The 26,831-nt window shown below is 29.0% G+C and carries 27 protein-coding genes; 12 read left to right on the forward strand and 15 right to left on the reverse strand.

The features are described 5' to 3' along the window. Positions 1 to 80: 80 nt before the first annotated feature. From ACLR9T_RS10365 to ACLR9T_RS10390, 6 genes are all read right to left on the reverse strand, one after another. A complete protein-coding gene (locus tag ACLR9T_RS10365; RefSeq protein WP_413109469.1) occupies positions 81 to 3,938 on the reverse strand; it encodes a beta-N-acetylglucosaminidase domain-containing protein in 3,858 nt (1,285 codons plus the stop codon). Positions 3,939 to 4,544: 606 nt separating this feature from the next. Continuing rightward, positions 4,545 to 5,984, reverse strand: a complete 1,440-nt coding sequence (gene pepD / locus ACLR9T_RS10370) for a beta-Ala-His dipeptidase (RefSeq protein ID WP_413109470.1) — start codon at positions 5,982 to 5,984, stop codon at positions 4,545 to 4,547. Between the two features lie 102 nt (positions 5,985 to 6,086). Further along, complete coding sequence (locus ACLR9T_RS10375; RefSeq protein WP_413109471.1) at positions 6,087 to 6,683, reverse strand: sugar O-acetyltransferase; 597 nt, start codon at positions 6,681 to 6,683, stop codon at positions 6,087 to 6,089. A 101-nt stretch (positions 6,684 to 6,784) separates the two neighbouring features. Further along, on the reverse strand, positions 6,785 to 7,708 hold the full coding sequence (locus ACLR9T_RS10380; RefSeq protein WP_413109472.1) for a hypothetical protein: 924 nt from the start codon (positions 7,706 to 7,708) through the stop codon (positions 6,785 to 6,787). A gap of 518 nt (positions 7,709 to 8,226) precedes the next feature. Next, positions 8,227 to 8,379, reverse strand: a complete 153-nt coding sequence (locus ACLR9T_RS10385; protein WP_413109473.1) for a hypothetical protein — start codon at positions 8,377 to 8,379, stop codon at positions 8,227 to 8,229. Beyond that, entirely contained in the window at positions 8,376 to 8,561 is a 186-nt protein-coding gene (locus tag ACLR9T_RS10390) for a hypothetical protein (RefSeq protein ID WP_413109474.1), read from the reverse strand. Before ACLR9T_RS10390 ends, ACLR9T_RS10385 begins: the two co-directional genes overlap by 4 nt. Positions 8,562 to 9,314: 753 nt before the next feature. Between ACLR9T_RS10390 and ACLR9T_RS10395 the strand changes: the two genes are divergently transcribed. The 3 genes from ACLR9T_RS10395 (at position 9,315) to ACLR9T_RS10405 (ending at position 11,588) form a co-directional block, all read left to right on the forward strand. Then, entirely contained in the window at positions 9,315 to 10,055 is a 741-nt protein-coding gene (locus tag ACLR9T_RS10395) for a MerR family transcriptional regulator (RefSeq protein ID WP_413109475.1), read from the forward strand. Between the two features lie 68 nt (positions 10,056 to 10,123). Beyond that, positions 10,124 to 10,858 (forward strand): ABC transporter ATP-binding protein, encoded by a 735-nt coding sequence (locus ACLR9T_RS10400; RefSeq protein WP_413109476.1) that lies wholly within the window; start codon positions 10,124 to 10,126, stop codon positions 10,856 to 10,858. Then, positions 10,845 to 11,588 (forward strand): ABC transporter permease, encoded by a 744-nt coding sequence (locus ACLR9T_RS10405; RefSeq protein WP_413109477.1) that lies wholly within the window; start codon positions 10,845 to 10,847, stop codon positions 11,586 to 11,588. The genes ACLR9T_RS10400 and ACLR9T_RS10405 overlap by 14 nt, the downstream gene beginning before the upstream one ends. Before the next feature lie 30 nt (positions 11,589 to 11,618). On the opposite strand, the gene ACLR9T_RS10410 is transcribed toward ACLR9T_RS10405, so the two are convergent. Beyond that, positions 11,619 to 12,485 (reverse strand): LysR family transcriptional regulator, encoded by an 867-nt coding sequence (locus ACLR9T_RS10410; RefSeq protein WP_413109478.1) that lies wholly within the window; start codon positions 12,483 to 12,485, stop codon positions 11,619 to 11,621. Between the two features lie 102 nt (positions 12,486 to 12,587). Between ACLR9T_RS10410 and ACLR9T_RS10415 the strand changes: the two genes are divergently transcribed. Continuing rightward, positions 12,588 to 13,157: a chromate transporter gene (locus tag ACLR9T_RS10415; RefSeq protein ID WP_413109479.1), complete on the forward strand. Its 570-nt coding sequence runs from the start codon at positions 12,588 to 12,590 to the stop codon at positions 13,155 to 13,157. After that, positions 13,151 to 13,678, forward strand: a complete 528-nt coding sequence (locus ACLR9T_RS10420) for a chromate transporter (RefSeq protein WP_413109480.1) — start codon at positions 13,151 to 13,153, stop codon at positions 13,676 to 13,678. The genes ACLR9T_RS10415 and ACLR9T_RS10420 overlap by 7 nt, the downstream gene beginning before the upstream one ends. A gap of 133 nt (positions 13,679 to 13,811) precedes the next feature. Here ACLR9T_RS10420 and ACLR9T_RS10425 read toward each other — a convergent pair whose 3' ends face one another. Continuing rightward, positions 13,812 to 14,144: a hypothetical protein gene (locus ACLR9T_RS10425; RefSeq protein WP_413109481.1), complete on the reverse strand. Its 333-nt coding sequence runs from the start codon at positions 14,142 to 14,144 to the stop codon at positions 13,812 to 13,814. 283 nt (positions 14,145 to 14,427) lie between these two features. Between ACLR9T_RS10425 and ACLR9T_RS10430 the strand changes: the two genes are divergently transcribed. Then, positions 14,428 to 16,857, forward strand: coding sequence for a CoA-disulfide reductase (locus tag ACLR9T_RS10430; RefSeq protein ID WP_413109482.1), 2,430 nt, complete (start codon positions 14,428 to 14,430; stop codon positions 16,855 to 16,857). 52 nt (positions 16,858 to 16,909) lie between these two features. Here ACLR9T_RS10430 and ACLR9T_RS10435 read toward each other — a convergent pair whose 3' ends face one another. From ACLR9T_RS10435 to ACLR9T_RS10455, 5 genes are all read right to left on the reverse strand, one after another. Next, positions 16,910 to 17,575 carry a Crp/Fnr family transcriptional regulator gene (locus ACLR9T_RS10435; protein ID WP_413109483.1) on the reverse strand — a complete coding sequence of 222 codons (666 nt, stop codon included), beginning with the start codon at positions 17,573 to 17,575 and terminating at the stop codon, positions 16,910 to 16,912. 12 nt (positions 17,576 to 17,587) lie between these two features. Next, positions 17,588 to 18,337, reverse strand: a complete 750-nt coding sequence (locus tag ACLR9T_RS10440) for a Cof-type HAD-IIB family hydrolase (RefSeq protein WP_413109484.1) — start codon at positions 18,335 to 18,337, stop codon at positions 17,588 to 17,590. 95 nt (positions 18,338 to 18,432) lie between these two features. After that, complete coding sequence (locus ACLR9T_RS10445) at positions 18,433 to 19,119, reverse strand: DUF2461 domain-containing protein (protein WP_413109485.1); 687 nt, start codon at positions 19,117 to 19,119, stop codon at positions 18,433 to 18,435. A 13-nt stretch (positions 19,120 to 19,132) separates the two neighbouring features. Then, positions 19,133 to 19,969 carry an RNA polymerase sigma factor gene (locus ACLR9T_RS10450; RefSeq protein WP_413109486.1) on the reverse strand — a complete coding sequence of 279 codons (837 nt, stop codon included), beginning with the start codon at positions 19,967 to 19,969 and terminating at the stop codon, positions 19,133 to 19,135. A 77-nt stretch (positions 19,970 to 20,046) separates the two neighbouring features. Beyond that, complete coding sequence (locus ACLR9T_RS10455; protein WP_413109487.1) at positions 20,047 to 20,814, reverse strand: 4Fe-4S binding protein; 768 nt, start codon at positions 20,812 to 20,814, stop codon at positions 20,047 to 20,049. Between the two features lie 133 nt (positions 20,815 to 20,947). On the opposite strand from ACLR9T_RS10455, the gene ACLR9T_RS10460 reads away from it, so the two are divergent. After that, the gene (locus ACLR9T_RS10460) at positions 20,948 to 21,682 is read left to right on the forward strand and encodes an AAA family ATPase (RefSeq protein WP_413109488.1); all 735 of its coding nucleotides are present in this window, start codon (positions 20,948 to 20,950) and stop codon (positions 21,680 to 21,682) included. Between the two features lie 23 nt (positions 21,683 to 21,705). On the opposite strand, the gene ACLR9T_RS10465 is transcribed toward ACLR9T_RS10460, so the two are convergent. Further along, entirely contained in the window at positions 21,706 to 21,888 is a 183-nt protein-coding gene (locus ACLR9T_RS10465) for a hypothetical protein (protein ID WP_413109489.1), read from the reverse strand. A 69-nt stretch (positions 21,889 to 21,957) separates the two neighbouring features. Further along, positions 21,958 to 23,610 (reverse strand): Na/Pi cotransporter family protein, encoded by a 1,653-nt coding sequence (locus ACLR9T_RS10470; protein WP_413109490.1) that lies wholly within the window; start codon positions 23,608 to 23,610, stop codon positions 21,958 to 21,960. Positions 23,611 to 23,913: 303 nt separating this feature from the next. Between ACLR9T_RS10470 and ACLR9T_RS10475 the strand changes: the two genes are divergently transcribed. The 5 genes from ACLR9T_RS10475 to queF are packed head-to-tail and all read left to right on the forward strand — an operon-like array spanning position 23,914 to position 26,735. Continuing rightward, positions 23,914 to 24,330 (forward strand): 6-pyruvoyl trahydropterin synthase family protein, encoded by a 417-nt coding sequence (locus ACLR9T_RS10475; protein WP_413109491.1) that lies wholly within the window; start codon positions 23,914 to 23,916, stop codon positions 24,328 to 24,330. Positions 24,331 to 24,332: 2 nt separating this feature from the next. Then, positions 24,333 to 24,995 carry a putative 7-carboxy-7-deazaguanine synthase QueE gene (gene queE / locus ACLR9T_RS10480; RefSeq protein WP_413109492.1) on the forward strand — a complete coding sequence of 221 codons (663 nt, stop codon included), beginning with the start codon at positions 24,333 to 24,335 and terminating at the stop codon, positions 24,993 to 24,995. Position 24,996: 1 nt separating this feature from the next. Next, a complete protein-coding gene (gene folE, locus ACLR9T_RS10485) occupies positions 24,997 to 25,563 on the forward strand; it encodes a GTP cyclohydrolase I FolE (protein ID WP_413109493.1) in 567 nt (188 codons plus the stop codon). A gap of 9 nt (positions 25,564 to 25,572) precedes the next feature. Beyond that, positions 25,573 to 26,262, forward strand: a complete 690-nt coding sequence (gene queC, locus ACLR9T_RS10490) for a 7-cyano-7-deazaguanine synthase QueC (protein ID WP_413109494.1) — start codon at positions 25,573 to 25,575, stop codon at positions 26,260 to 26,262. Further along, positions 26,259 to 26,735 (forward strand): preQ(1) synthase, encoded by a 477-nt coding sequence (gene queF, locus ACLR9T_RS10495; RefSeq protein WP_413109495.1) that lies wholly within the window; start codon positions 26,259 to 26,261, stop codon positions 26,733 to 26,735. Before queC ends, queF begins: the two co-directional genes overlap by 4 nt. The last annotated feature ends 96 nt before the right edge of the window (positions 26,736 to 26,831 follow it).

Consider the following 26,831-nt stretch of genomic DNA (forward strand, 5'->3'; position numbering starts at 1 on the left):
ATTAAAAAATAATATTTTACAACTAGTATATCTTATAAATAAAAAATAAAAAGTGCATCCGCACTTTTTATTTTATTACTCTATACTCTTTTCTTTTTTGATAAAAATTTAATTACAACCATTGATATTCCAAGTCCAGCTATTCCAATAAAACTTGTATTATCACCTGTTTTAACATTTCCAGATTTAAGTAAATTAGTTTGATCTTTATTACTAATTTCTGGTGTATTTTGATTATTAGTAACATTAGAATCTGAATCTATTGTTTTTAAGTTTTCTATAGCTGTTTTTAATGTATTTTCTGCCTTAGATACTTCTTTTTGTGTTGCTTGTTCATTATCAAAAACAGCTCTAGCTTGCATTAAAGCTTCTTCAAAATCACCCCAGCTGGCTAGCGTATAATTACTTCTATTCAATCCTTCTGCATTTTGAATTAATTCATTTAATAAATCTTTATTAGGTTTTAATCTTAATTGCAAGAAAGCTCTTATTAATTGATCATATGTTTCATTTACTTCTTTTTCTAACACATTTACATCATCTAAAATATCTTTTGCCTCATTTAAAATTGGTTGTAAATTAATCCAAGTTGATGTTGTATAATCGACTTCGTTTAAACTTTCGATCTTATCAACTAAACTAGTCAATTGTGTTTTATCACCTTTATAAAATTCTAACATCTGCATTACTTTGGCTAAACGATCAAAAGAATTGTTAATAGCATCTTGTGTTGCCTGTTCATTAGAAATTATCTCTTTTGCCTGTGCTAATGCAGCCTTAAATTCTGTAACTACTACTGGAACTACTTTATCTAGTTGTTCATTAGTAATTTTTTCAGCTTCTTCAATTGCAATTTTTAAAGCTGTTTTATCACTTTCAACAACAATAATATCCCCTTCATCAACAATAATCTCATAGATTTTTGGTAATGGCTGTGATGGATCAAATTCTACTTTTACTTCAGAAATAATTTGATTAACTGATAAAGTTGATAATTGCTCATTTAAAATACCAATCTCATGCCAGCTCCCATCGCTATATTTTACACTTACTTTACCATTACAAATATTATTAGCATCTTGAATAAAGGTTAAATCCCCAACGCTATTAATTCTAGTCATTTGATATGTAAAATAACTACCATCAGCAATTGTTGTTGGTTCAAATGCAGTAGTTAAATCACGATCATAAAGATTGCTCAAAATACCATCCGTATTTCCTTCAGTGATATTTACAACATCATCGCCAAGATCTCCAACTGTTTTATTAAATTCAACTTCAAACACTTGTAACCAGACAGAACTATTAGCAGTTGATTGAATCTTGATATATTTAATCATATCTCCATTAGCATTAAAGCTTGCTACTTTTTTACCTGCTTCATTAACATATTGAAGATTTCCTAAATCACTCCAATTAGAACCATCTTTTGAAATCATTACTTTTCCATTACTTAAATAATCACCACTTCCAAAATAGATTTTTAAATCATGAAGAGAGATCATATTACCTAAATCAATTTGAATATAACTACTGCTTGTTGGTGAACCATCACTCCAGAATTTAGTTTCTAGATCACCATCAAGAATATTTTCTATTCGATAATTTTCATAAGTTTTCAAATTAGTAGTAGCACTAGGTGAAGCTTTATAAATTGGCGTTATTTGAAATTTTTCAATAGAAACATCTTGAGCCTTATCAGTTTCATTAACCAACCTTACATAAGTGGCCGGTCCATTAGACGCAGTTAAAATATTGTTCATATATTCACTATCAATCTTATTCCAATCAAGACCATTTATTGAGTATTCAACCGTTAAATCAGCTAATTCACTACCACTTACTTTTGTAGAAGCTATTTGCATAGCTTTTGGTAAAACAATTCCAACATAGTCACCTTTATTTAATGTCATATTAACGTTTGATACTTCATAATTTCCACTATTTAAAATTACCTTAGGTAATTCAGTAACATTTATACTAGTAAATAATTCTGCCGGAATATCTGTAAATAAAGTATTTTCAATTAATCCATTACCTTTTTCAATTGCAGCTTTAACAGCTGGTTTAATCAACTTAGTTCCTACATCCACAACATAATCAACTTCACCACTACTTTCAACACGGTGCACTGTAAAATTATCCATTGCTTTTATATGTTGTTGCGCTTGAAGACAGTTATTTAATGCTATATTTAAATCTCCATCATTTATAGCTATTAAAGTTTCTAATGAATTAATTCCAGCTTTTGCTAATTCTTCATAAGCACCTAAAAATGGTGCTATTTCATTTTGTAAACCTTCATTATTTAATTTACTTAATTTTTCACAATCAGCTAATATCACTTCAAATTCTACCAATAACTCTTTTGCAGGTGTAACCATATCACCATTATTATCCATCGCCTCAATTAAAGCTGTGATCTTATCTTCTAAATAATCAGATTCACTAAAGACAAATGGTCCACTTGCCCCACCATCATCTTTTAAATAACTAATATTTGATGCAAAACGAATAAATTCTTCAGTTGCTTCTGGTACTAATTCTTTAATAGAACGTTCCCAGCTTGCTTGATACTGATAAGCATCAGTATTCCATGTGTAATCAGCAATACTAAATAAAGTTGCTTTAGAAGCTTCCGCTTGATTCATTGGATTAGAGAAGAACCCACTTACATTATCAAGATCAGTTCCTAAATTTGGCATTGCTCCCATCAATAACTTTGCATCACAATAATCATTAACCGGATAATTCCACCATACTGCTACATCTTTATCTACTCCTGTTTGACGTTTAGGCCATTCAAATACATCTCTACTTACATTTGACATTGTCGCATGTCCAGTCCACATTACCTGAATATCACTATGTAATGTTTCCATAAATGGTTTAAAATAATTACTAATACCTGGTCCCCATGCTGAATTATAACGAGCAGAAATAACAATCATTGGGCTAACATCTTTTTTTGCTTTAACAAATTCTGTATCGATTCGATTAATAAATTCTGCTTGTTTTCTACCATTATACCAATCATCAGTATCATCAAATAACACACCAAACTGACGAACACCTAAGTTATATAACTGTTCATATTTTAGAATTAAAGCTTGATAATCGGCTTCACTAAAAGTTAATGTTGCTCCTGGATGAATTGTCCAGCAAAAATTAAAATTATTTTCTTTTCCCGCTTGTGCTAATTCAGAAATTTGTTTTGCTTCAGCTTCAGGATACAAATCTTTCCAATTAGCTCGATGATAAGGATCATCTTTAGGAGCATAAATATAAGTATTCATCTTATATTTACTTGTATCTTTCATTAAACTCATTCTTTCCTGATGAGTCCAAGGTATTCCATAAAACCCTTCAATAAAGCCCCTAAATTCTATTTCTGGATAATCACTTACTGTAAGTTCAGCAAATTTTTGTTCTACTTTTTGGCTTAAAACTTGACCTAAAGTTTCAACTCCATAATATGCACCATCTTTATCAGAGCCAATAATAGCAATTTCCCCATTTTTATTAGTATCATCACTTGTTTTTAATACATAACCTTCTACTTTTGTTAAAGCTTCATCATCATTACTACAAACATCACAATGATCCTTTGATGATGAAATTAAAATATTTGCTTTTTGTTCATCAAGTTCTTCACCAATACAATAGTCTATATTATTTTCTTTAAGTATCTCTTTTAATTTTGGTAATGTTGCTTCTTCCTGTTGTCCGTGAATAACAACATTAACCTCACCATTTAAAGTCATTCCTTCATCTGATGCATAAACAACTTTTTGAGGTTTAGGATATATATCACTTTCTACTTTATTAGTTTCTACTTTAGGTGCAGCTAATATTGAGATTGCATTTCCTGTTACTAAAGATAATGCAAACGAAGCAGCCAAACCTATTTTTAATAATTTCCCTGACTCAATTTTCAATTTTCTATCCTCCATATAGATGTTTAAGACAATAAAAATAGTTAATTTATTTGTACTATTAGATATAATTTATATCACAGTTTTTTAACTAAGATTTATCTTTTTCTTATAAAATTAACTCTATTACAGTATAAATTAGGAAAAATTCCTTTTTATACTATAAACTTTCTAAAAATACATATTTCACTCCCTTCATTAATAAATAGAAAAAGACCGTAATTAGAGATATAAACATTCTCCAACCGGTCTTGCCTAATCTAATAGTAACAATCCACTATTTCCTATATCTAAACTTTATCATTCCTATATATAAAGTTCAACTCATTTTATAACAAAATCAATATACATAACTGTTTTATCCCTTTAATGTATGGATTATATGCTAATTATAAACACATACAACACCAAATCACAGATTTACAAATAATAACACCAAAATAAGTGAGGATTGGAATAATTAAACAAGCAAAAATAATTATACCAAAAAATTCAATAATCCTTAAAAACAAAGAAATTATTTTACACCCTCTTCTATCAATTAATAGCCCACACACTCAATTCTTTTTATTTAGATTCCCAAAAAATCAAGAGTTCTCTTAGTTTGATTTATAATTCAGCAATAAAACCTTTTAATATTTCATAACAATTTACAAACGAATTCACTTCCATACGTTCATCAGGTGTGTGAATATCAGCCATATTGGGACCCATTGTAATAATATCTAAAGCTGGCATCTTACCTTTAAAAATACCTGTTTCTAATCCACCATGGGTAGCAACCTCTTTAACTTTGCTCCCAGTACGTTGCAAATAAAAACGCTTAAATAAATCTCGTAATTTTGAATTTTGTTCATAATTCCATCCTGGATAATAGTTATCAGCTTTAATATCAGCACCAAATGCTTCACCAATAATTTTTAATTCATCTATCATATTATCTACTGCACTTTTCATTGGTGAACGTAATAAATAATCTATTTTTAACTGATTATTATTAATTGTTACAACACCCATATTCAAAGAAATAGTTGTCAAATCTTCAATGACTAAAGAACGTTCAACAAAACCGCTCTTTAATGCCACCATTAATTTAATAATATCTTCTGATTCCTTAACACTTAAAACTTGTTTTTCACTTTTGTCATTTAAAGTTAAATCTAACCTAATATTTGAATCACTATCCCTAAATTCTTCATTAAAATATTTTTGGTACTCATCAACTACCTTTTGTAAATTCACTAAATCATTATTAGTTGCAAAAATAATTGCACATTCACGAGGAATAGCATTATTTTTTAACCCACCATTAATATCAATTAAACGAATATTTAAATCTGCTTTTAACATTCCATACATAACTCGTGCTGCTAATTTATTAGCATTTGCTTTACCACGATGAATTTCGCCACCTGAGTGTCCTCCACTTAAACCTTTTACCAATAAAGTGTATGTCTTATCACCATTATCCATATAATTTAGATTCTTTGTGATCATAACATCACAGCCCCCTGAAGATGTAGTACAAATTTCTCCTTCACTTTCACTATCCAGGCCAATCATCCTAGTTGCATTTAACATGTCAGTATCTAAACCTAGAGCTCCGTCTAATCCAACTTCCTCTGCTACAGTAAAAACACATTCTAAAGGTGGATTTTTAACTTCTGAATCACTTAAGATAGCTAACATATAAGCAATTCCATAACCATCATCAGCACCTAATGTTGTACCTCGTGCACTAACAAAACCATCTTCAAGATATAGATCCAAAGGATCCTGATCAAAATTATGATTACTGTCTTTATTTTTTTCATTAACCATATCCATATGTGCCTGCAACATCAATGTTTCATGATTTTCATATCCTTCAGTTGCATCTTTATAAATAATAATATTATTTAAATGATCACGATAATACCTCAATTTCTGTTCTTTTGCAAAGCACTCTATAAAATCCGCTATCTTTCTTTCATTATATGAACCATGAGGAATTTTACATATTTCTTCAAAATAATAATTAACTAAAATATTTGTATCTAAAACCGCCATTATCTAACCTCCATTTTTAATACTTTTATTATAACAAATTATTCTTAAATAATTAATATATCATTCTTAACATAAACTATCGATAAACAAAAAATCAACTACTTAAATAGTTATAGACATATTCTCTTTTACAACTCGACATGGATTCCCATATGCAATTACATTACTTGGAATATCCTTTGTAACAACACTTCCTGCCCCTATTACAACATTATCACCAATAGTAATTCCTGGCATAATAATTGCTCCACCACCAATCCACACATTATCTCCAATTATTACTGGTGCTGTTTGTGTTTTACAAAATTCAAAAGAACCATCTTCTTTTGGTACACCAAATCTATCAATTGCGTTTGTAGGGTGAAAAGCAGTATATATTTGTACGTTGGGAGCAATAAGAGCATTATCTCCAATTACTATTTTATTATCATCTAAAAAAGTACAATTCATATTTACTTCACAATTATTACCAAAATAAATATTATTACCATAATCAACATAAAAAGGTGCTGTAATCCATAAGTTTTCACCCCATCCACCTAAAAGTTTATTTAAAATACGCTCTTTTTCTTTTAAATTTAATGAATCGGTATTATTGTACTCTCTTGCTAGATCCTTTGCTTTATGCCATTGCATGAGTAATTCTTCATCACCACAATCATAAAGCTCACCAGCTAGCATTTTTTCTCTTTCAGTCATATTAATTAAATCCTTTCAATTTTTATGTTTTAATTATAACACAATATTAAAAACATTTCTTTTCAGCTTAATAAAAACATCTAAACCCATACACTATTTGATTAAAGCATATTAAAATCATTTTCTCTAAAACAATATATAAACTTTATATATTTGATAACCCAGTCTGATTTCCACCAATTTTTACTAATATACCATTCTTCAAGATAATCATCCCAACTCCATGTAATTGCCCAAGAACCATCCGATAGCTGAGTATTTGAAATGAAATCACACTCATAGTCACACAAATCTTTATTTTCTAAATAAAAATCACTTGATTTATTATGGATAAACTGTGACGGTTTACAGACATAATCTATTTCCCATTTAGATTTATCTTTAGTAATTATACTATGAATTTGTTCACTTAATAAAAATTTAAACTCTTTCATATCAATTAAATCATTAATTGATAATTCTTTTAAATAATCATATAAATCAATAAAACAAGACACTGTTGACATTGAATCTAATGGAAAATTATTTTTAAAATAACAATATGATTCTTTAGCAAGATTCCATGCTAAATTATAAATTTTAGTATCTCTTTTAGCAAATTTTAAAATAAAACCAATCAGGCTTGCAGTAGGATTATATGGTAAACTTTGGATTTTCTGATAATTCCACCAAGGTGCATGAGGATAATCATCATTAGTAGTCACTGTATTAAACCATACATAGCCATCAAAATCCTTTCCAGATGATAAATAGTTTAAAATTCCTAATATTAAAGAATTTTCTTTATCTTCTAATTTAACCTCTTTGATGATTTCTGTTGCTGCCCATGTTTGAATTGGAGAAGAATTGGGATTCCAGCAATCTGGTTCCAAGGCATGACCAAAGCCACCATCTTTATTTTGATAACTAGATAATGCTTTTAAAACATTATCTCGATTTCCATTTTCAAATAGATATTGCCATCTAGCAATATCTATTGGTCTAGCATTTTTATAAATAAAATTTCTAGCTTTTTTATAATTCATAATTATATTGTATTAATAAATTAATCAGGTAACTGACAACTTAATAATTTTTCCCTTCTTATTATTGTTAATATTTTAACACACTTTTTATATGTCATATTTAATTTTTACTTTTTAATTACTATAATTTTAATTATTGCAAAATTACGATTATCCGACAAAAAATCATTTTAAAAGACGTAAATGGTTTACGTCTAAGTAACTTAATGATCTTTAAAATTCAAATAAGATATACAACTTAAAACTATACACAAAACACACACAACTATCATTACCGTAGCAGGTATGTTTAAAGATAGATTAAAGAAATTATAATATTACATATTCTGTATTCCTAATAATGTTTTACTACCAACAAAGAAACATTACCAGCTTTGTTAAAGACATATCTGCATTAGAAGTTAAAATTACAGGAACGATACAAATAATCATAAACATTGATGTTTTTGTTTCTAAATCCATCATAAACTCTTTATAAGTTTCACTATATTCTAAAAATACTTTATCTGGATAATTTGTTATCTCACTAACTGATACAATATTGCCATTTCCATCACTAAAACTGTCGAACTATTATAAATATAACTTGGTTTATTATAGATTTCATAACCTTTAATTTCACCGTTTTTTCGTTTATCTATATTCTTCTGTAAATCAAAATCTTTAATCATTTTAATATTTCCTCAGGTTCCTCCTCATGAATAATTTTCCCATCTTTCATTACCATAATATCATCAGAAATAATATGAGTAGAAAGAAGAACAATTTTGTTTTTAGAAAAAGAACTAATTAAAATTCGAAACCGTACCCTTTCTTTATAATCAAAATTAGCTGTTGTTTCGTCTAAAATCAAAATTTTAGGACTATTTAATAATACTTGAGCAATCCCTAAACTCTCCCAAAATAACTTCTTATTTTTTTATCAGCCGCCATTTTTAAATCTACAATTTCTAGCAATTCTTCGATTTTTAAACGAACAAACTTATTATCTAGATCCTTTAAAGCTATATATACAACAAAAACTTATGGCCAGTAAAATTAGGATAATAAAATCTTGAGGCAGATAACCTAGCATCGTACGATAAGATTCGCCTAAAACAAGCACATCTTGATTATCAAAATATATTTATCTCCATAAGACATATTCACCTGATTAAATCAATGATGTACTTAAACAAAGAGGATTATCATAGTTCATTAGTCAACTATCTAATAAATTATTATATGAAATTAAGAAAAATTATCCAGTAGACAGAGAATTGCTATAGCTTGTGCATTAAGCCTCTATTAATATTAGATGGAAATACATCATCTATCGATATACAAATATCATATTATATTAAAATAATTTATTACAATAAACGATTTAACACTTTTAACTATTGTCCATAACTTAAATAAAGAACTTTTAAGACTTTATGATACAATTATTTTTATGACTGCAGGAAAATTATTTAAATCAGCTCCCATGATGTGTTATTTAATAAAAACCTTTTTTCTATAAATTTATTATCTTAAACAATAATTCTAATTAGTTTTTCTTTATAACCCTCCACTTTACCACCAGACTTTTAATTTATGGTATACTTTTTTTGAGGTGAAAATAATGAATATTTATAAAACATCTGAAATTGCTGCAATCATAGGAGTACATCCTAATACTGTAAGATTATACGAAAAATTAGAACTAATTCCGATTGCAAAACGACTATCTAATGGTTATCGTATATTTACAGATTTTCATCTAGAACAATTCAAATTAGCTCGACTAGCTTTACAGATTGAAATATTACAAAATGGATTACGAAAAAAAATCATCCAAATGATCAAGGCATCAGCAAAGGGTGATTTTAATACTGCATTGTCTCTTACAAAAGAATATCTGATTCAAATTAAACAAGAACAAAAAAATGCAGAAGAGGCGATTATTATTGTAAAACAAATTCTCTCTGGCAGAACCCATCAAAATAATGAATATTTAAAAAGGCATGAGGTTTCAAAATATTTAAATATTTCTATGGATTCCTTAAGAAACTGGGAAATGAACGGTCTTTTAACTGTTAAACGCAAAAAAAACGGTTATCGAATCTATAGTAGTGATGATATTAATCGGTTAAAAATAATTCGTTCTTTACGTTGTGCAAATTACTCATTAGAAGCAATATTACGATTATTAAATCAGTTATCTAAAAATCCTAATATAGACATTAAAATGGTTTTAGATACTCCTGAAACCGGTATTGATATTATTGCTGTATGTGACAAATTAATTACATCACTTTTATTAGCTGAAAATAATGCTAAAAAAATTATATCTATACTTAATAATATGAAAAAACAATTTTAACCCTCCATTTTACCACCAATGTTTTGTTTGGTGGTATTCTTTTTGCATATTATAACAGGAGGTAAAAAATGAAAAAAGTTATTGAAGTTGATCAGCTTACAAAGTCGTATGGAAAAATGATTGCTATAAACAATATAAGTTTATCAGTTGATCGTGGTATGGTGTTTGGCTTAATTGGTTCCAATGGAGCAGGGAAAAGTACTACTATTGAATGTATTTTAGGAACAAAGAAAGCTGATAGTGGAAAAGTATCTATTTTAAAAATGAATCCAATAAAAAATCGTAAAAAGTTATTTGAAAAAATTGGAGTCCAATTTCAAGAAGCAAACTATCAAGATACAATTACTGTAAAAGAGCTTTGTGAAGTAACGGCCTCATTATATCAAAACCCTATGCAACCAGCTATTTTACTTAAAAAATTTGGTATTGCTGATAAACAAAAAAGTTTTGTTAAAGATCTGTCTGGCGGACAAAAACAACGGTTATTTATTGTACTTGCTCTTATCCCGGATCCTGAAATTGTATTTCTTGATGAACTTACAACTGGACTTGATGTTAAAGCACGTCGTGAGGTTTGGAAAATACTTTCTAAATTAAAAGAAAATGGTTTGACAATTTTTTTGACTTCTCATTTCATGGATGAAATAGAAGCTTTATGTGATTGTATCTGCATATTAAAAAAAGGTAAGATTGTATTTTATGGTTCTGTAAATGATGCAATTAAAACAAGTCCATATGATAAATTTGAAGATGCTTACCTTTGGTACACTGATGAGGAGGTAAATACAGATGAAAACTTTTAAAACCATGTTAAAAACCGAACTTAAATTATCTTTAAGAGGAATGGATATGGTTATCTTTGCAATATGCCTTCCACTTATCATTCTTTTTATTCTTGGTATTATTTATGGAAATAAACCAGCCTTTGATGGTGCAAATTATACATTTTTAGAGCAATCATTTGGAGCACTTTCAACAATTTCCATTTGTGCAGGTGGTGTTATGGGATTGCCATTAGTTATTTCTGACTATCGTAGCAAGAATATTTTAAAACGCTATCGTGTTACTCCAATAAGTCCTGGCATTATTTTAATTGTTCAAGTAACAATTTATATTTTATATGCAGTTATCTCTTTTATACTTTTATATCTTACTGCAACTATCTTCTTTGGGTTTCAATTTCATGGACATTTTATTAGCTTTTTAGGAGGATATCTTTTAGTTATAGGGACAATATTTAGTATTGGAATGATGGTTGGAGGAATAGCACACAATACTAAAACAGCGGGTATTATTGCGAGTATATTATACTTTCCAATGTTAATTTTTTCTGGTGCAACTCTTCCTTATGAAATAATGCCTGTGACACTACAACAAGCAGCTGATATTCTTCCTTTAACACAAGGAATAAAAATATTAAAAGCTGCTACATTAAATATTGCGATTGAAAATATCATTCCTTCAATCATTGTTATGATTTTTATTGTATTAGTTTGTACCTGGATATCTCTTAAATTTTTTAAATGGGAATAATGTTAACGATTGTGGTATATACCACAATCGTTACTTTTCACTTTCAATTATACTAATTAATTTTACAAGTGCTTCATTTAAATACTTATCCTGATGATATAAAAGTAATGTTTTATTATAAAGTGCAACTTCTGTTTCTACCGCCTTTAAAATACCACACTTTATTTCTTCAGCAACTAGCATAGTTGGTAATACGGTAAATCCAAAACCCGCAATACAGGCTTCAATTAATGCTTTGGAGTTTACACTAGTCCATTTAGGATATGCAACTAAACCTTGTAGATATAAATAACTATCAATAATATCTCTAGTTGCACTACCTTGTTCACGAAGCAATAAATCTTTCGTACATAAATCTCTCAATGTAATTTCATTAGCATCAAAATAATCTGGGGCACATAGTACATTTAATTGATACGATGAAAACCCTTTAATAATAAATGGGCCTGGAGGTACAACTCCCTCTATTAACGCTAAATCAGCTTCACCGTTTTCTAACACAGCTAAAGCCTCTTTTGCACTAACAACTTGAACTTCAACTTTAATATCAGGATAGTGCTTTTCAAATTGTTTTAAAATCTTAGGCAGCCAGAATGTTGCAATCGTAATACTCGAAACAATCTTAATCGGTGCACTCATTTCTAAATTATCAATCTGTTTTTCTAAATCATGATATAGTGCTAAAATTGGAATTACTTTTTCAAATAATAATTTTCCTGAAGGTGTCAGAGTTATTGTTTTTGATAAACGATCAAATAAAACGGTATTGGTTTGCAGTTCTAATTCTCTAATTGCATGAGATACTCCTGATTGAGTAATAAATAATTTTTTAGCCGCTTTAGTAAAACTTCCAGTATCTACTACAGTTTTAAAAATTAATAAATGTCTAAGATTCATATATTCCTCCTATCATGAATAAAAATAATGGATTTCATTAAATTATATCATTTTACTAATGTATACACAACTTATATAATTTATATGAAAAAGGAGAAGAGTATGAAAAAATATAAAATAAAAGACTTAATCTGGTTATTTTTTATCAATATTTTTATCAGCACTTTTACATTTGGTGGTGGTTATGTAGTTGTTTCAATGGTAAGAAAATATTTTGTTGAAAAAAGAAAATTATTTAATGAAGATGAACTAATTACGATGTCAGCTATCAGTCAAACAACACCAGGAGCTATTGCTATTAATCTTTCTGCACTAGCTGGATATAAAGTAGCTGGTACTATTGGTACAATTATAAGTTGTATTGGTGCAATCATTCCTCCTATTACAATTCTTTCAATTGTATCTTTATGGTATCAAGTTTTTAGCACTAATCATATGATTATGGCTATCTTAAAAGGAATGCAGGCCGGTATAGCAGCTATTATTGTAGATTTACTGATTGGGATGATAAGAGTTATTACTGAACAAAAATCTAAGATTTTAACTACTATGATTCCAATCACTTTTGTTGCCAGCTATATCTTTAATGTAAATATTATTGTAATTATTACAATTACTATTATCATTGCTGTTGGACAGTTATATTATCAAAGGAGGTATCATGAATGTTAAATTTGTTTTTCATTTTCTTTAAAATTGGTTTATTTAGCATTGGCGGTGGATATGCAATTATTCCCTTAATCCAAGAACAGGTAGTTAATAATTATCATTGGATCAGTACTAATACTTTTACCGATATTATTACAATTTCACAAATGACACCCGGTCCTCTTGCTGTTAATACATCCACTTTTGTAGGTATTCAGTTAGCAGGTATTAATGGTGCCATTGTAGCTACAATTGGCTGTATTTTAGCAGGAGCAACTATTTCAATTATTCTTTACTTATTATTCACTAAATATCAAAATTTAGAAATCATTACAAATATCCTTAATACTCTAAAGGCAACATCAGTTGGTTTAATCATGTCAGCTGGGGCTACGATCTTAATGCTGACTTTTTATGAGAATAATATTGTTAATTATGCTGGAATAATTATTTTTTTTATCTCATTATTTTGGTTACAAAAAAAGAAACCCAATCCTATTGTGTTAATGATTATAACAGGATTTATTGGATTTCTTATTTATTAAAAATACTATCGTTTAAACTATTTAATCTTTTTATATCTACTTACAAAATAAATAACTCCTGCAGATAAAACTAATGTTGTTAATACTATAATAATACTTTCATTGTTACCTGTTGCTAAGGTCCTTTGATCATTTACTGGAAAATCAACATCCTCTTGGATAGCATCAGGATTATTAATTCTATTTCACCGTAATCAAAGAAATCCATTATTCCTTTACCTAACGAAAATAACATCTTTTTTAATTCTTCACCAATAGCTTTTTGCTCATTTCTGGTTCCATAGAAATAAATATTTTTAGCTTCATAAATACATTTACAAACTTCTTGATATTGATTACCAATTAAATCATTTATCATATGATAATAATGTTCAGTTACTTCTTGAACAGCAATCGTTTTATTTATATTATACAAATCATTTTTAATCAAGTATTTTAATTCATGATAAGAAATCTTTTTTAACATCCTAAGTAATGTTGGTCGAGATACTCCACAGTTTAACGATAACTGTTCACTACTTAGCTCAGTAATACTTTTTTATGCTTGATAATATAGTCAGCTGCAATACGAAAGTTCATCATAATTATCATTGATTAGTTCTTCTATTCTCATTATCATCCCTCGCTATCTATATCTCTATGTTAACATAATTTTACTAGTTATGTGACTTAGTTACAGAACTTATTTTCAATTAAAATTATAATAATCTTGAAAATTAATCATAGATTAATAATTGTGGAGGAAAGTTATGAAAACAAATCAAAAAATTCTTATCGTAGGTGGAGTTGCTGGTGGTGCATCAGCAGCAGCTCGTTTAAGACGTCTAGATGAATCTGCAAACATTATTATGTTTGAAAAAGATGAATATATCTCATTTGCAAATTGTGGATTACCATATTATATAGGTGATGAGATTACTGATAAAGAAGCCTTAACATTACAGACTCCTGAAAGTTTTAACGCTCGTTTTAATGTTGATGTCCGTAATTTTAACGAAGTTACTGCCATTACTCCTGAAACTAAAACTGTTACTGTATATAACCACCAAACAAAAAAAGAATATCAAGAAAGTTATGATAAACTGCTACTTTCAATGGGAGCAAAACCTATTAAACCAAATATCCCAGGAATCAATTCAAGTAAAGTTTTTACACTTAGAAATATTCCTGACACTTTTGCTATAAAAGAATACGTTGATACCCATAATCCAAAACATGCAATTGTCGTAGGTGGTGGATTTATTGGTATCGAAATGGCAGAAAATTTACACTCAGCAGGGGTAAATGTGACAATTGTAGAAATGGCTGATCAAGTTATTGCTCCCATTGACTACGAAATGGCCTGCGAAGTCCATCAGCATCTTATAAATAAAGGAATCAACTTAGCTTTAGAAACAGAACTACAAGCTATAAATGATAAGGACAACAATCTAGTAGTTACTTTAAATAATCAAACTGTAAGTACAGATATGATAATTATGGCAATTGGAGTTGTACCTGAAACTAAGATTGTAAAAGATACAGGAATTGCAACTAATTCTCACGGAGCAATCATCGTCAATGATAAAATGGAAACATCCATTAAAGATATATATGCTGTAGGAGATGCTATTGAGATCAAAAATTATATAACTAATAATTCTGGCTATATCCCTCTTGCTGGTCCCGCCAATAAGCAAGGAAGAATTGCTGCTGATAATATTTGTGGTTTAGATCGTCATTATCAAGGAACTCAAGGTTCAGCAATTCTAAAAGTCTTTGATTTAACTGTTGCAAACAGTGGAATCAACGAAAAAACTGCTAAAAAATTAAAACTTAATTACGATAAAGTCTACACATATTCAGCAAATCATGCCGGCTATTATCCAGGTGCAGTCAATATGTCAATAAAGGTCCTCTTTGATAAATCAACGGGCACTATTTTAGGGGCTCAAATCGTTGGATATGATGGAGTTGATAAACGTATGGACGTTTTAGCAACTGCTATTCGTGCTAAAATGACTGGTTATGATTTAACCGGGTTAGAACTTTGTTATGCCCCTCCATATGGTTCAGCAAAAGATCCTGTCAACATGGTTGGGTTTGTAATTGAAAACATTCTTACTAATAAAGTTAAGCAGTATAATTGGGATGACGTTGCTACACTTCCACGTGATGGTAGTGTGATCTTGTTAGATACCCGTAGCGAACTAGAATATGCTAATGGTCATATTGATGGCTATGTTAATATTCCCTTAGACTCCCTGCGTTCTAGGCTACATGAACTCGATTTAAATAAACCAATCTATGTTACTTGCCAAGTTGGTCTTCGTGGTTATATAGCATCGCGGATCTTAAGTCAAAATGGTTTTGAAACTTATAATCTTAATGGCGGTTATCGTTTATATAACACAATCTTTGACCAAGAACATAATAACTTTGAAAACAATTCAGCAAAAACTTCTTCTTGCCCTTTAAATGACACAAAGACAATTAAAATCAATGCTTGTGGTCTTCAATGTCCTGGTCCAATCGTAAAATTATCATCCTCATTAGATACTGCTAGAGATGGTGATATTATTGAAATTCAAACTACTGATCCTGCTTTTGCCTCTGATCTTGATAGTTACTGTCGTCGTACTGGTAATGAACTGATAGAGCAAAGTTGTAGCAAAGGTATTAGCAGTGCTAAAATAAAAAAGGGTCAGCAGCCTATTTTAACAGAAACTAAAAATAACAAAAATATGATTATTTTCTCTGGTGATTTAGATAAAGCTATTGCATCATTTATTATTGCTAATGGTGCTGCGGCAATGGGACGAAAAGTAACAATGTTCTTTACCTTTTGGGGACTTAATATTATTAGACGTCCTGAAAAAATTAATATTAAGAAGAATTTTATTTCAAAAATGTTTGCCATGATGATGCCTCGTGGTTCGAAAAAGTTATCACTTTCTAAAATGAATATGGGTGGAATGGGTGCTAAGATGATTCGTGCTGTAATGAAAAATAAAAATATTGATAGTTTAGAAGATTTGATTAAAACAGCTCAAGATAATGGTGTTGAACTAATTGCCTGTTCAATGAGCATGGATGTAATGGGCATCAAACATGAAGAACTGATTGATGGTGTCACATTATCCGGGGTTGCAACTATGTTAGCTAATGGCGAAGAATCAGATATGTCCTTATTTATATAGAAAAGTTGGGATTACTCCCAGCTTTTCTATTATAATTATTAATTTTTCTAAACTATTTCAAAATTAACTTTTTTAATTTAGTTTCATTAATAATAGTTATTTTCCCTCGTGATAATTCAACTATTCCTTCCTGACTAAAATATTTTAGCATCCGTGTGACAACTTCACGAGCTGTTGCCATATATTTAGCAATTTGTTCATGAGTTATTTTCAATTCTAACGATTTATTATTTTTTATTTCTTCACTTAAAAAAATAGCTAATCTTTTATCAATTGACATAAATAAAATTTGCTGCATTGCCCACATTACATCAGAAAAACGATTAGTGGCCATTTTATAACCAAATGCTTCAACATAAATATTTTGTTTTGCTAGTTGTTGGAAAAGTGCTGGAGAAATAGTGATTATCTCACTATCTTCTTCAACATCAATAAATACATCAAAAGTTATTGCTTCTAAAACACATGATGCTGAAAGAATACATACATCACCAGGAAATAAACGATACAAAGTAATATCACGTCCATCAGGTGATAACATATAGGTTCTTAATTGACCTTTTCTAACCAAAACTACACCTAGGCAATCACCACTCCCCTGATGCATTGTTACTCCTTTTAAATATTTCTGTACTATTGCATTTTGATTTAATAGTTTCTTTTCAATATCATTTAATTGATTCCAAAATGTTAAAAACTTTGATAATTCTTTATCCATAATTTTCACCTTCTAAATTAATCCAAATTTTTTTAACGCATTATAAATACCATCATCATTAACATCACTAGTTATATAATCACTTGCTGCTTTCACTTTATTATTTGCATTTCCCATAGCTATACCAGTCCCTACATGCCTTAACATATCAATATCATTATTACCATCTCCAAAAGCCATAACTTCATCTAACTCTATTTGATAGTATTTAATTATTTGATCAATACCAATATTTTTACCTCCATCCAAAGGTATTATATCTGCAAATGATGATGTCCAGCGTGCTGATTTGCAATGAGGCATATATGATAAGAATTCATGATCCTTTTCCTCTCCTATATATACCATTAATTGAACAATATCATTGGTTAAAATATCCTCGCTTATTAAATATTTATCAGTTTGTGATACCTTATCTAAATAAGGATTAAGATAATTCTGATCTACTTTTGCAAATATTACTGGTATATGATTTTCATTAATATATGGCAGAATACTTTTAATATCCTGCTCATCAATATATTCTTCATGAATAACTTTATCATTATTAAAACAATATTGTCCATTACTAGTAAGATATCCATCAAACTTAAAATATTGTTTAATTATATCTAATTTACTTGGTGGACGTCCAGTTGCAATAAATAGTTTTATTCCTAATTCTTTTAATTTTTTTAATGCTATAAAAGTACTTGATGGCATAACATGATTATTATGATCTAATAATGTTCCATCAATATCAAAAAAAATTGCTTTTATCATTTTTCCTCATCCTAGTTTACTTTATAAATTTTTTATCTATGTATATTATACATAAAAAAACCAGTAAGAAGTTGATTTCCCACTAGTTTATTAAATTATCTCTCTGGCATTTTAAATTCATTTAAAGCACGATTCAAAAAATCATTAAATGGCTTCATTATTTTAAACTGTTTTACTGCTAATTCAATAAATTCACTTCCATCAAGCAAAACTTTATCATCAATAAAATATTCTATGTACCAACTTTTATATTTTAATAACTCTGCTTGAGGATGATCTTTATTATAACCACGTGGCACATTTTTTAATTTCTCACCTTTTAAACAATAATTTTCTTTGAAATCAGGTTCATTCAAAATGTTTTCAAATTCATCACCATGTTCAACGATATATTTTCGAATCATCTCAGTTGCCTCTTTAAACATTCCTGTAAATAATCCCCCACCCAAAAATGTTTTATTATTTGTACTTATATACAAATAATACCCCACTGGTATTGGCACTTTACCTTTTGGTCCTAAATGTGCTCTTAAAACAGGATTGTATGGAGATTTATCATGTGAAAAACGAGTATCTCTTACTTGTTTAAATGTTAAATCTTTTGGTTCAATATTTAAAATAGAACTATCAAATATGACAATTTTATTTATTAATTCCTGAATTATATTTTCAAACTCTTTATTAACTTCAATTCTTAATTCTTTATTTTCATGATACCAGTTACGATTATTATTGTTTTCTAATTCAATTAAATAGTTATATATTTTTTGATTATTAATCATAATAATTGGTCTCCTAATAGTTTTTAATTTGAGAAATTTCTTTAGAATTAAGTAAATTTTTGATTATCTCTTTACTTTCAATAGAGGTTTTATAATTAGGTAAACTCATAAAACTCTCTGATAATTCATCTATGTATTCCATATCTATTTTACAATTTTCTAATACTTCATGATCAAGTTGTTTTAATTTTGAATACTCAAGATTTTTAGGATCTAAACGATGCTGCTCAATTGCATATGATACCCTTTCAATACATGAACACATTCCTCCCCCTAAACCACAATACTCACTTAAAAACTTAGCCATTTTACTACGTGCTCGTGATAATTTTTTACGATAGTTTTCTGGTGATATTTCAAATATTTCACCAGCTACTTTGCTATCAATTTTAAACATAGTTCCGACAATAAAAATACACCTAGTTTCAGGTTCTAAACATTGAAGCATGACATTTGAACACGACATCTTCAATTCTCCTGCCAGCTGCTCACGATCTAGACCAAGTAACAATTCTTCATTATCACTATGCCCATAACGAATATCATTACCATAAAAATCAAAATTTAATGGTCTCTTAGCAAACATTGATTTACGATAATCAATTAAATAATTTACTGCAATTCGATATACCCAAGTCTGATAATTACTATCTTTACGAAAAGAAGATAGGTTAGTCATGATTTTAATTAAAATATCTTGGGTAGCATCTTCGCAATCAGTTAGTGTTCCTAACATTCTTAGTGAAAGATTATACACAAAATCTTGTACTTCAACTAACAATGCCTCTAAGGCTTTATCATCACCTTGTATTGCTTTAGTGATCATCATATTTATTTCTTTTTTATTCATATATTTTTCCTCCTATCTAATTAGACGTTAAAACTTTATTTTGTGACATATAAATATAGCGACCTGAATAAGGTCGCTTATATAAAATATTCATTTTCTCGAGGATTTGCGAGTTTTTCACTAAAAGCTTTTGCAAACTCCTGATATTTTTTATTGTTATCCATGTTTTTAGCATGTTGAGGACAAATACGAATACATCTAAAACATGCAATACAGTTATCATCAATAGTTTTACAATCATCTTTACTTATCGCATTAACAGGACACATTCTAACACACATTCCACATTTATTACATAATTCATTTGTATCCGGATGATATCCCCCACCTATGATTCCTTCTTTATATGGATATTTACCTGGTACAGAAACAAATGAAAAATTATCATCCTTTATTTTCAAACGTACTAAACTGCCAAATAACTCATCACGATATAAATCGTCTCGATCAGGACGGCCAACTTGTATATGTCCATAAGTATGTTCTCCAACTAATGCCGCTCCAGCAATCGGAATAAATCCTCTTTCCTTAATGTTATCAAATAATTCTAATAGTGCATCATCATAATGTCGATTACCATATGTAACCGTAATTACACATGGTGTATGATCCCCACGAAACGAGCTCAAACGATCAAGAGCTTCAGGTAAAATTCTTCCTGCATATACTGGAAATCCAAAAACAACAATATCATGTCGACTAAATAATATTTCAGGAATTGCGTCTTTCAATGTTAAATCTATTTCTGTCAATTCCCCCTCTAATCCACGTGCAATACTAACAGCTGATTTTTTTGAAGTATAGGTTGGTGAAAAATAAATTGCGTATGTATGATCAATTTTCATAACTTTTCCTCCTATCTTTTTATTATACTACTAATTTATGTACTATAATTATATCATTTATTTTTATACTATCCATTAATTAAGAATAGATTATTATCATGAATTATAATATGATGTATTTAGAGGTGATTTTATGAACAACTATTTTATTAATCAGATTACGATTAACCATGATTTAATTGAACAGGATAGCTATTTAAATGACATTACAATAATTAATAGCTTAGACACTTTAATTTTTGATAGTCCAATTACTTTTTTTGTGGGTGAAAATGGTACAGGTAAATCAACTTTATTAGAAGCAATTGCTATTAAATATGGATTTAACCCAGAAGGGGGTACTTTAAATTTTAATTTTCATACAAACAATACCCATTCTTCTCTATATAAATCAATAATTATTGATCGTGGTTATCGTCGACCTCGTGAAGGGTTCTTTTTACGAGCAGAAAGTTTTTATAATGTTGCTACCCAATTAGAGGAATATGAAAACAGTGCTCCTGATCCTTTTCGTAATTATGGTGGTAAATCACTTCATCATCAATCACATGGTGAAAGTTTTCTTACTTTAATTCAATATCGTTTTAATCAAAACAGTCTATATATTCTTGATGAACCAGAAGCCTCATTATCACCACAACGGCAATTAACTCTTCTAATTAAGATTCATGAACTATCTAAACAAGGTACACAATTCATTATTGCTAGCCATTCTCCTATTCTTTTAGGAATTCCTAATGCTAAAATACTAAACTTTGATGATAATAAAATAACACCTATTAATTACGAAGAAACTGAAAGTTATCAAATAACTGAATTATTTATTAATAATCGTGATGGATTATTAAGTAAAATGTTAAAAAAATAAGGTTTTCTCTCTTCGAGAAAACCTTATTTCAATTGATTGATCCTTTTTTTAAAACTATTAAAATCTTCATTTTCAAAAATGATCCTACTTGCTAAATTTCTTTGACGCCAATTTAGTGAAACTAACCATAACTTATCTTGATATAGTTGTGCACATTTAAAAAATAAATCATCATTACTTTTTTTAGATTCGATAATATTAGTCATATAAATATCCTCCTATTATCTTTTACATTCTAAAAAGATAATTTACTTGTAAAAAACTAGTTAATCTCATTAAGCCATAGCTGTAAGATCATCTTTTATTTCATTAAAAGAAGCTGCTATATTTAAACCATGATCACCAATTCTTTCAAAGTCAATCAATGTTTCAGTATACATAGCACTATGTTCAACTGTACATATTTTATTACGGAGACGTTTTAATTGATTAATTGAAAATTCATGAGTAGTAATATCAATACTATTTTCAATAGTATCTACTTTTTCAACAATATTATGAAGTTCTTCACGATTTAAAACATTTAATTCCTTTAATATATTACCTGTCAAATCATTCATAATTTTAATTTCATTAATAGCTTCGTCTGAAAAACTTTCACCATCTTGATGAAGTATTTTCGCTCTTTCTGCGATATTTATTGCGTGATCACCAACTCGTTCTAAATCCCCAGCTGTCTTTAAAAACAAACCAATTGATTTAGATTCTTCAATTGGAAATTCTGAAGAAATCGCATTAGTAGTAAATTGAATTATTTCTTTATTTAAATAATCAATATATTTTTCATCTTTTAATATTTTATGATGAATATCTTCATCATAATTAACCATTAATTCAAATGATCTTTGAACATTTTTTTGTACTACACTTAACATATTTTGAGTTTCATTAAATAATTGTGTATTTGCAATAGCACTTATTCCAATATGATAATCATTAGTAAAAATGCTATTATCTAAGTATTTAACTGATAATTTATCCTCAAGTCCTTCTTTTTCAGGAAGGATTTTATATGCTAACTGAACTAATCTTGCACCAAATGGTAAAAGTAATATAGTTGTTGCAACATTAAATACAGTATGTACATTTGCAATTTGGGCAGGTATATTACCAGGAGTCAATGATTGCATCAATTGAGCAAATGGGAAAATCAAACTAATTGTTACAAAGATGATAGTTCCAATAATATTAAATGATAAATGAATAATAGTTGTTCTTTTAGCATTTCTACCAGTACCAATACTAGCTAAAACAGCAGTGATACAAGTACCAATATTTTGTCCAAACAATACATATATTGCTGATGGTAATGTAATTACACCACTTTTAGCAAGTGCCTGCAAAATTCCAACTGATGCAGAAGAACTTTGTATAATAGCTGTAAATATTGTACCTACTAAAATACCTATTAAAGGATTTTCAAAAGTACTAACAATATTAACAAATTCAGGTGAATTTCTAAGTGGTGACATGGCAGTTGACATCATTTCCATTCCCATAAATAAGATACCAAGTCCGGCAATAATCGTACCAAATGCATCTAATTTTTTACTTTTAAAGAAAGCGATTAAAGCTACACCAACAAATGCAATTACTGGTGCTAATGCGGTAATATCAATCGCAATCAATTGGCCAGTAATCGTTGTTCCAATATTAGCTCCCATTATTACCCAGACAGCATTTTCTAGTCTCATTAACCCTGCATTAACAAAACCAACTGTCATAACGGTAGTAGCTGATGATGATTGGATAACAGCTGTAATTATTGCTCCTACTCCTACTCCTAAAAAGCGATTGGTCGTAAGTTTTTCTAAAATACTCTTCATCTTATTTCCAGCTGCTAATTCTAAGCCATTAGACATCATCGTCATCCCGTACAAAAATAGCGCTAGACCACCAAACATAGAAAATAAATCCGTAAGTTTCATTTTTGTCCCCCTATTAAATGGTTTATTTTATATCCAAGGTAAATTTAACATAAAATTTACAATATGCAAATATAATTAACAAATATTAACAAATTCTTAACTTTTCTATTTTTATTTTAGGTTTATTATTCTCAAATATACATTTATCTTGACTTTTTATTAAAACTTACTACTATTATTGATAGACAGTTCATTTGTACCATCCTGTCTATAAACAAAACTAGGGCTATGCTTTTTATGTTGTTTTTAAGCAGGCTTTTTAGTGAGCCTGCTTTTTTATTTGATGGTATAGAAGGAGGAAAAATGTATTATTTAAAAACTGAACAGAGTTTTGATAGTGCCCATTTTTTATATGGTTATCATGGTAAATGTGCTAATATCCATGGTCATCGTTGGAGAATTGTGGCAACTATTAAAAGTGAAAAGCTACTTGATGATTCTCAAAATATGTCAATGGTAATTGATTTTGGTGATTTAAAATCTGACTTAAAAGTTATTACTGATAGTTTTGATCATGCCTTGATTATTGAAGAAGGTAGTTTATCAGAAAAGCTATACCAGGCATTAATTGACGAAAACTTTAAAATTATTAATTTACCATTTCGACCTACTGCTGAAAATTTATCGAAATATATTTATGATGTACTAATTAAAAAATATGATGTTGATTGTATTGAAGTATATGAAACTCCAAATAATTGTGCTAGTTATCGAGGTTAATCATGAATAAATATAAAATTATTGAAAAATTCATTAGTATAAATGGTGAAGGCAGTCGAGCAGGTCAATTAGCTGCATTTATTCGCTTTAATTATTGTAATTTAAACTGCAGTTATTGCGATACTAAGTATGCAAATGCAATTGATGCTTCTTATGAATTATTAAGTGATCAAGATATCTTGGATTATTTAAATGCCAATAATATTGTTAATGTGACCTTAACAGGCGGTGAACCATTGATTCAGGACAATATTGACATTTTAATTAATTTATTATTAAAAAAAGGTTACAGTGTAGAAATTGAAACTAATGGCAGTGTTGACATCAGACCATTTATTAATAAAACACGTCCTATTTTTACACTAGACTATAAATCACCTAGTAGTAATATGGAAAATAAAATGTACTTGGATAACTATCAATATTTAACTAAAAACGATGTTATTAAATTTGTAGTTGGTAATATCGATGATTTAAATAAAGCTAGGGACATAATCAGTACATACGATCTAACTAATCAAGCCAAAGTTTATTTTAGCCCTATCTTTGGCATGATTGAGCCAAGTATAATTGTTGATTATATGATCAAACATCACATGAATGATGTTTATATGCAATTACAAATGCATAAATTTATTTGGGATGTTAATCAAAGAGGTGTCTAAGATGATAAATACTAAAAAAATTGAAGAACATATTTATGGTATTCTTGAGGCTCTAGGAGATGATCCAAACCGTGAGGGATTAAAAGATACTCCAAAAAGAGTAGCACAAATGTATGAAGAAGTTTTTACAGGTATGAATTACAGTAATCAGCAAATTGCTGAAATGTTTAATAAAACATTTGAAGATGATTTAGATTTTGCTAATCAAGAAATTATTGTAGTTAAAGATATTGATATATTTAGTTATTGTGAACATCATCTTGCTTTAATGTATGACATGAAAGTTACAGTCGCCTATATTCCTTGTGGCAAAGTAATCGGACTAAGTAAAATTGCAAGAATTGCCGACATGACAGCTAAGCGCCTTCAACTTCAAGAACGAATTGGAACAGATATTGCTGAAATTATTAGTTTAGTGACCGGTGCTAAAGACATTGCCGTAATTATTAAGGGAAAACATAGCTGTATGTCAGCTCGAGGAATCAAAAAGGTCAATAGTACTACTATCACCAGTGCTTTGACTGGACGATTTAAAACAGATGACAAACTACAAATTTATTTACGTTAGGAGAATAAAATGAAAGTATTGGTATTATTTAGTGGTGGCTTGGATTCCACTACTGCTTTAGCTATGGCAATTGATAGATATGGAAAAGAAAACGTAATCGCTCTGTCTATCAGTTATGGCCAAAAACATACTAAAGAAATTGAAGCGGCTAAAAAAATTGTTAGACATTATCAAATTGAACATCTTTATTTAGATTTAGCAAAAATATTTGCTTATAGCGATTGTTCATTATTACAACACTCAGACAACCAGATTCCACATGGATCTTATAACGAACAACTAACTAAAATTGCTGGTACTCCAGTTTCAACTTATGTTCCATTTAGAAATGGCTTATTTTTATCAAGTGCTGCTAGTATTGCCATATCTAAAAACTGCGATATTATATACTATGGTGCTCATAGTGATGATGCAGCTGGCAGTGCTTATCCTGATTGTAGTGAGGTATTTAATAATGCAATGAATCAGGCCATTTATGAAGGCAGCAATCATCAATTAAAAATTATGGCCCCATTTGTGAAAATGACTAAAGCTGATATTGTTAAAATCGGTCTTTCATTAGGAGTCCCTTATGAATTAACCTGGTCATGTTATGAAGGGAATGAACACCCTTGTGGAACATGTGGTACTTGCATCGACCGACAAAATGCTTTTTTAAAAAACGGAATTAAAGACCCTTTATTAGGAGAACAAAAATGAGTAAAAATTTAACTTTATTAGGTAATCAAAATACAATATATAAAGATGACTATGCTCCAGAAGTATTAGAAACATTTGACAATAAACACCCTGAAAATGATTATTTTGTAAAATTTAATTGTCCTGAATTTACAAGTCTTTGCCCAATCACAGGGCAGCCAGATTTTGCAACTATATATATCAGTTATGTTCCTAACAAGAAAATGGTAGAAAGTAAATCATTAAAATTATATTTATTTAGTTTTAGAAATCATGGTGATTTCCATGAGGATTGCATGAATATTATAATGAAAGATTTAATTAAATTAATGGATCCTAAGTATATTGAAGTTTGGGGGAAATTTACGCCTCGTGGGGGGATTTCAATTGATCCATATTGTAATTATGGAAAACCAGAAACAAAATGGGAAAGCATTGCTTTCGATCGTTTAGTTAATCATGATTTGTATCCCGAAAAAATTGATAATCGTTAAAGAATAGTGATTTTAGCTAAAAGAGGATGTTGTAATGATATTACAACATCCTCTTTTAAATAAATTGTCCTTTAGAAAATCCTAAATATATTATAC

Origin of the sequence: Thomasclavelia sp. (genome assembly GCF_047249845.1) — a bacterium.
In the GTDB taxonomy this organism is placed as follows: Bacteria; Bacillota_I; Bacilli_A; order Erysipelotrichales; family Coprobacillaceae; genus Thomasclavelia.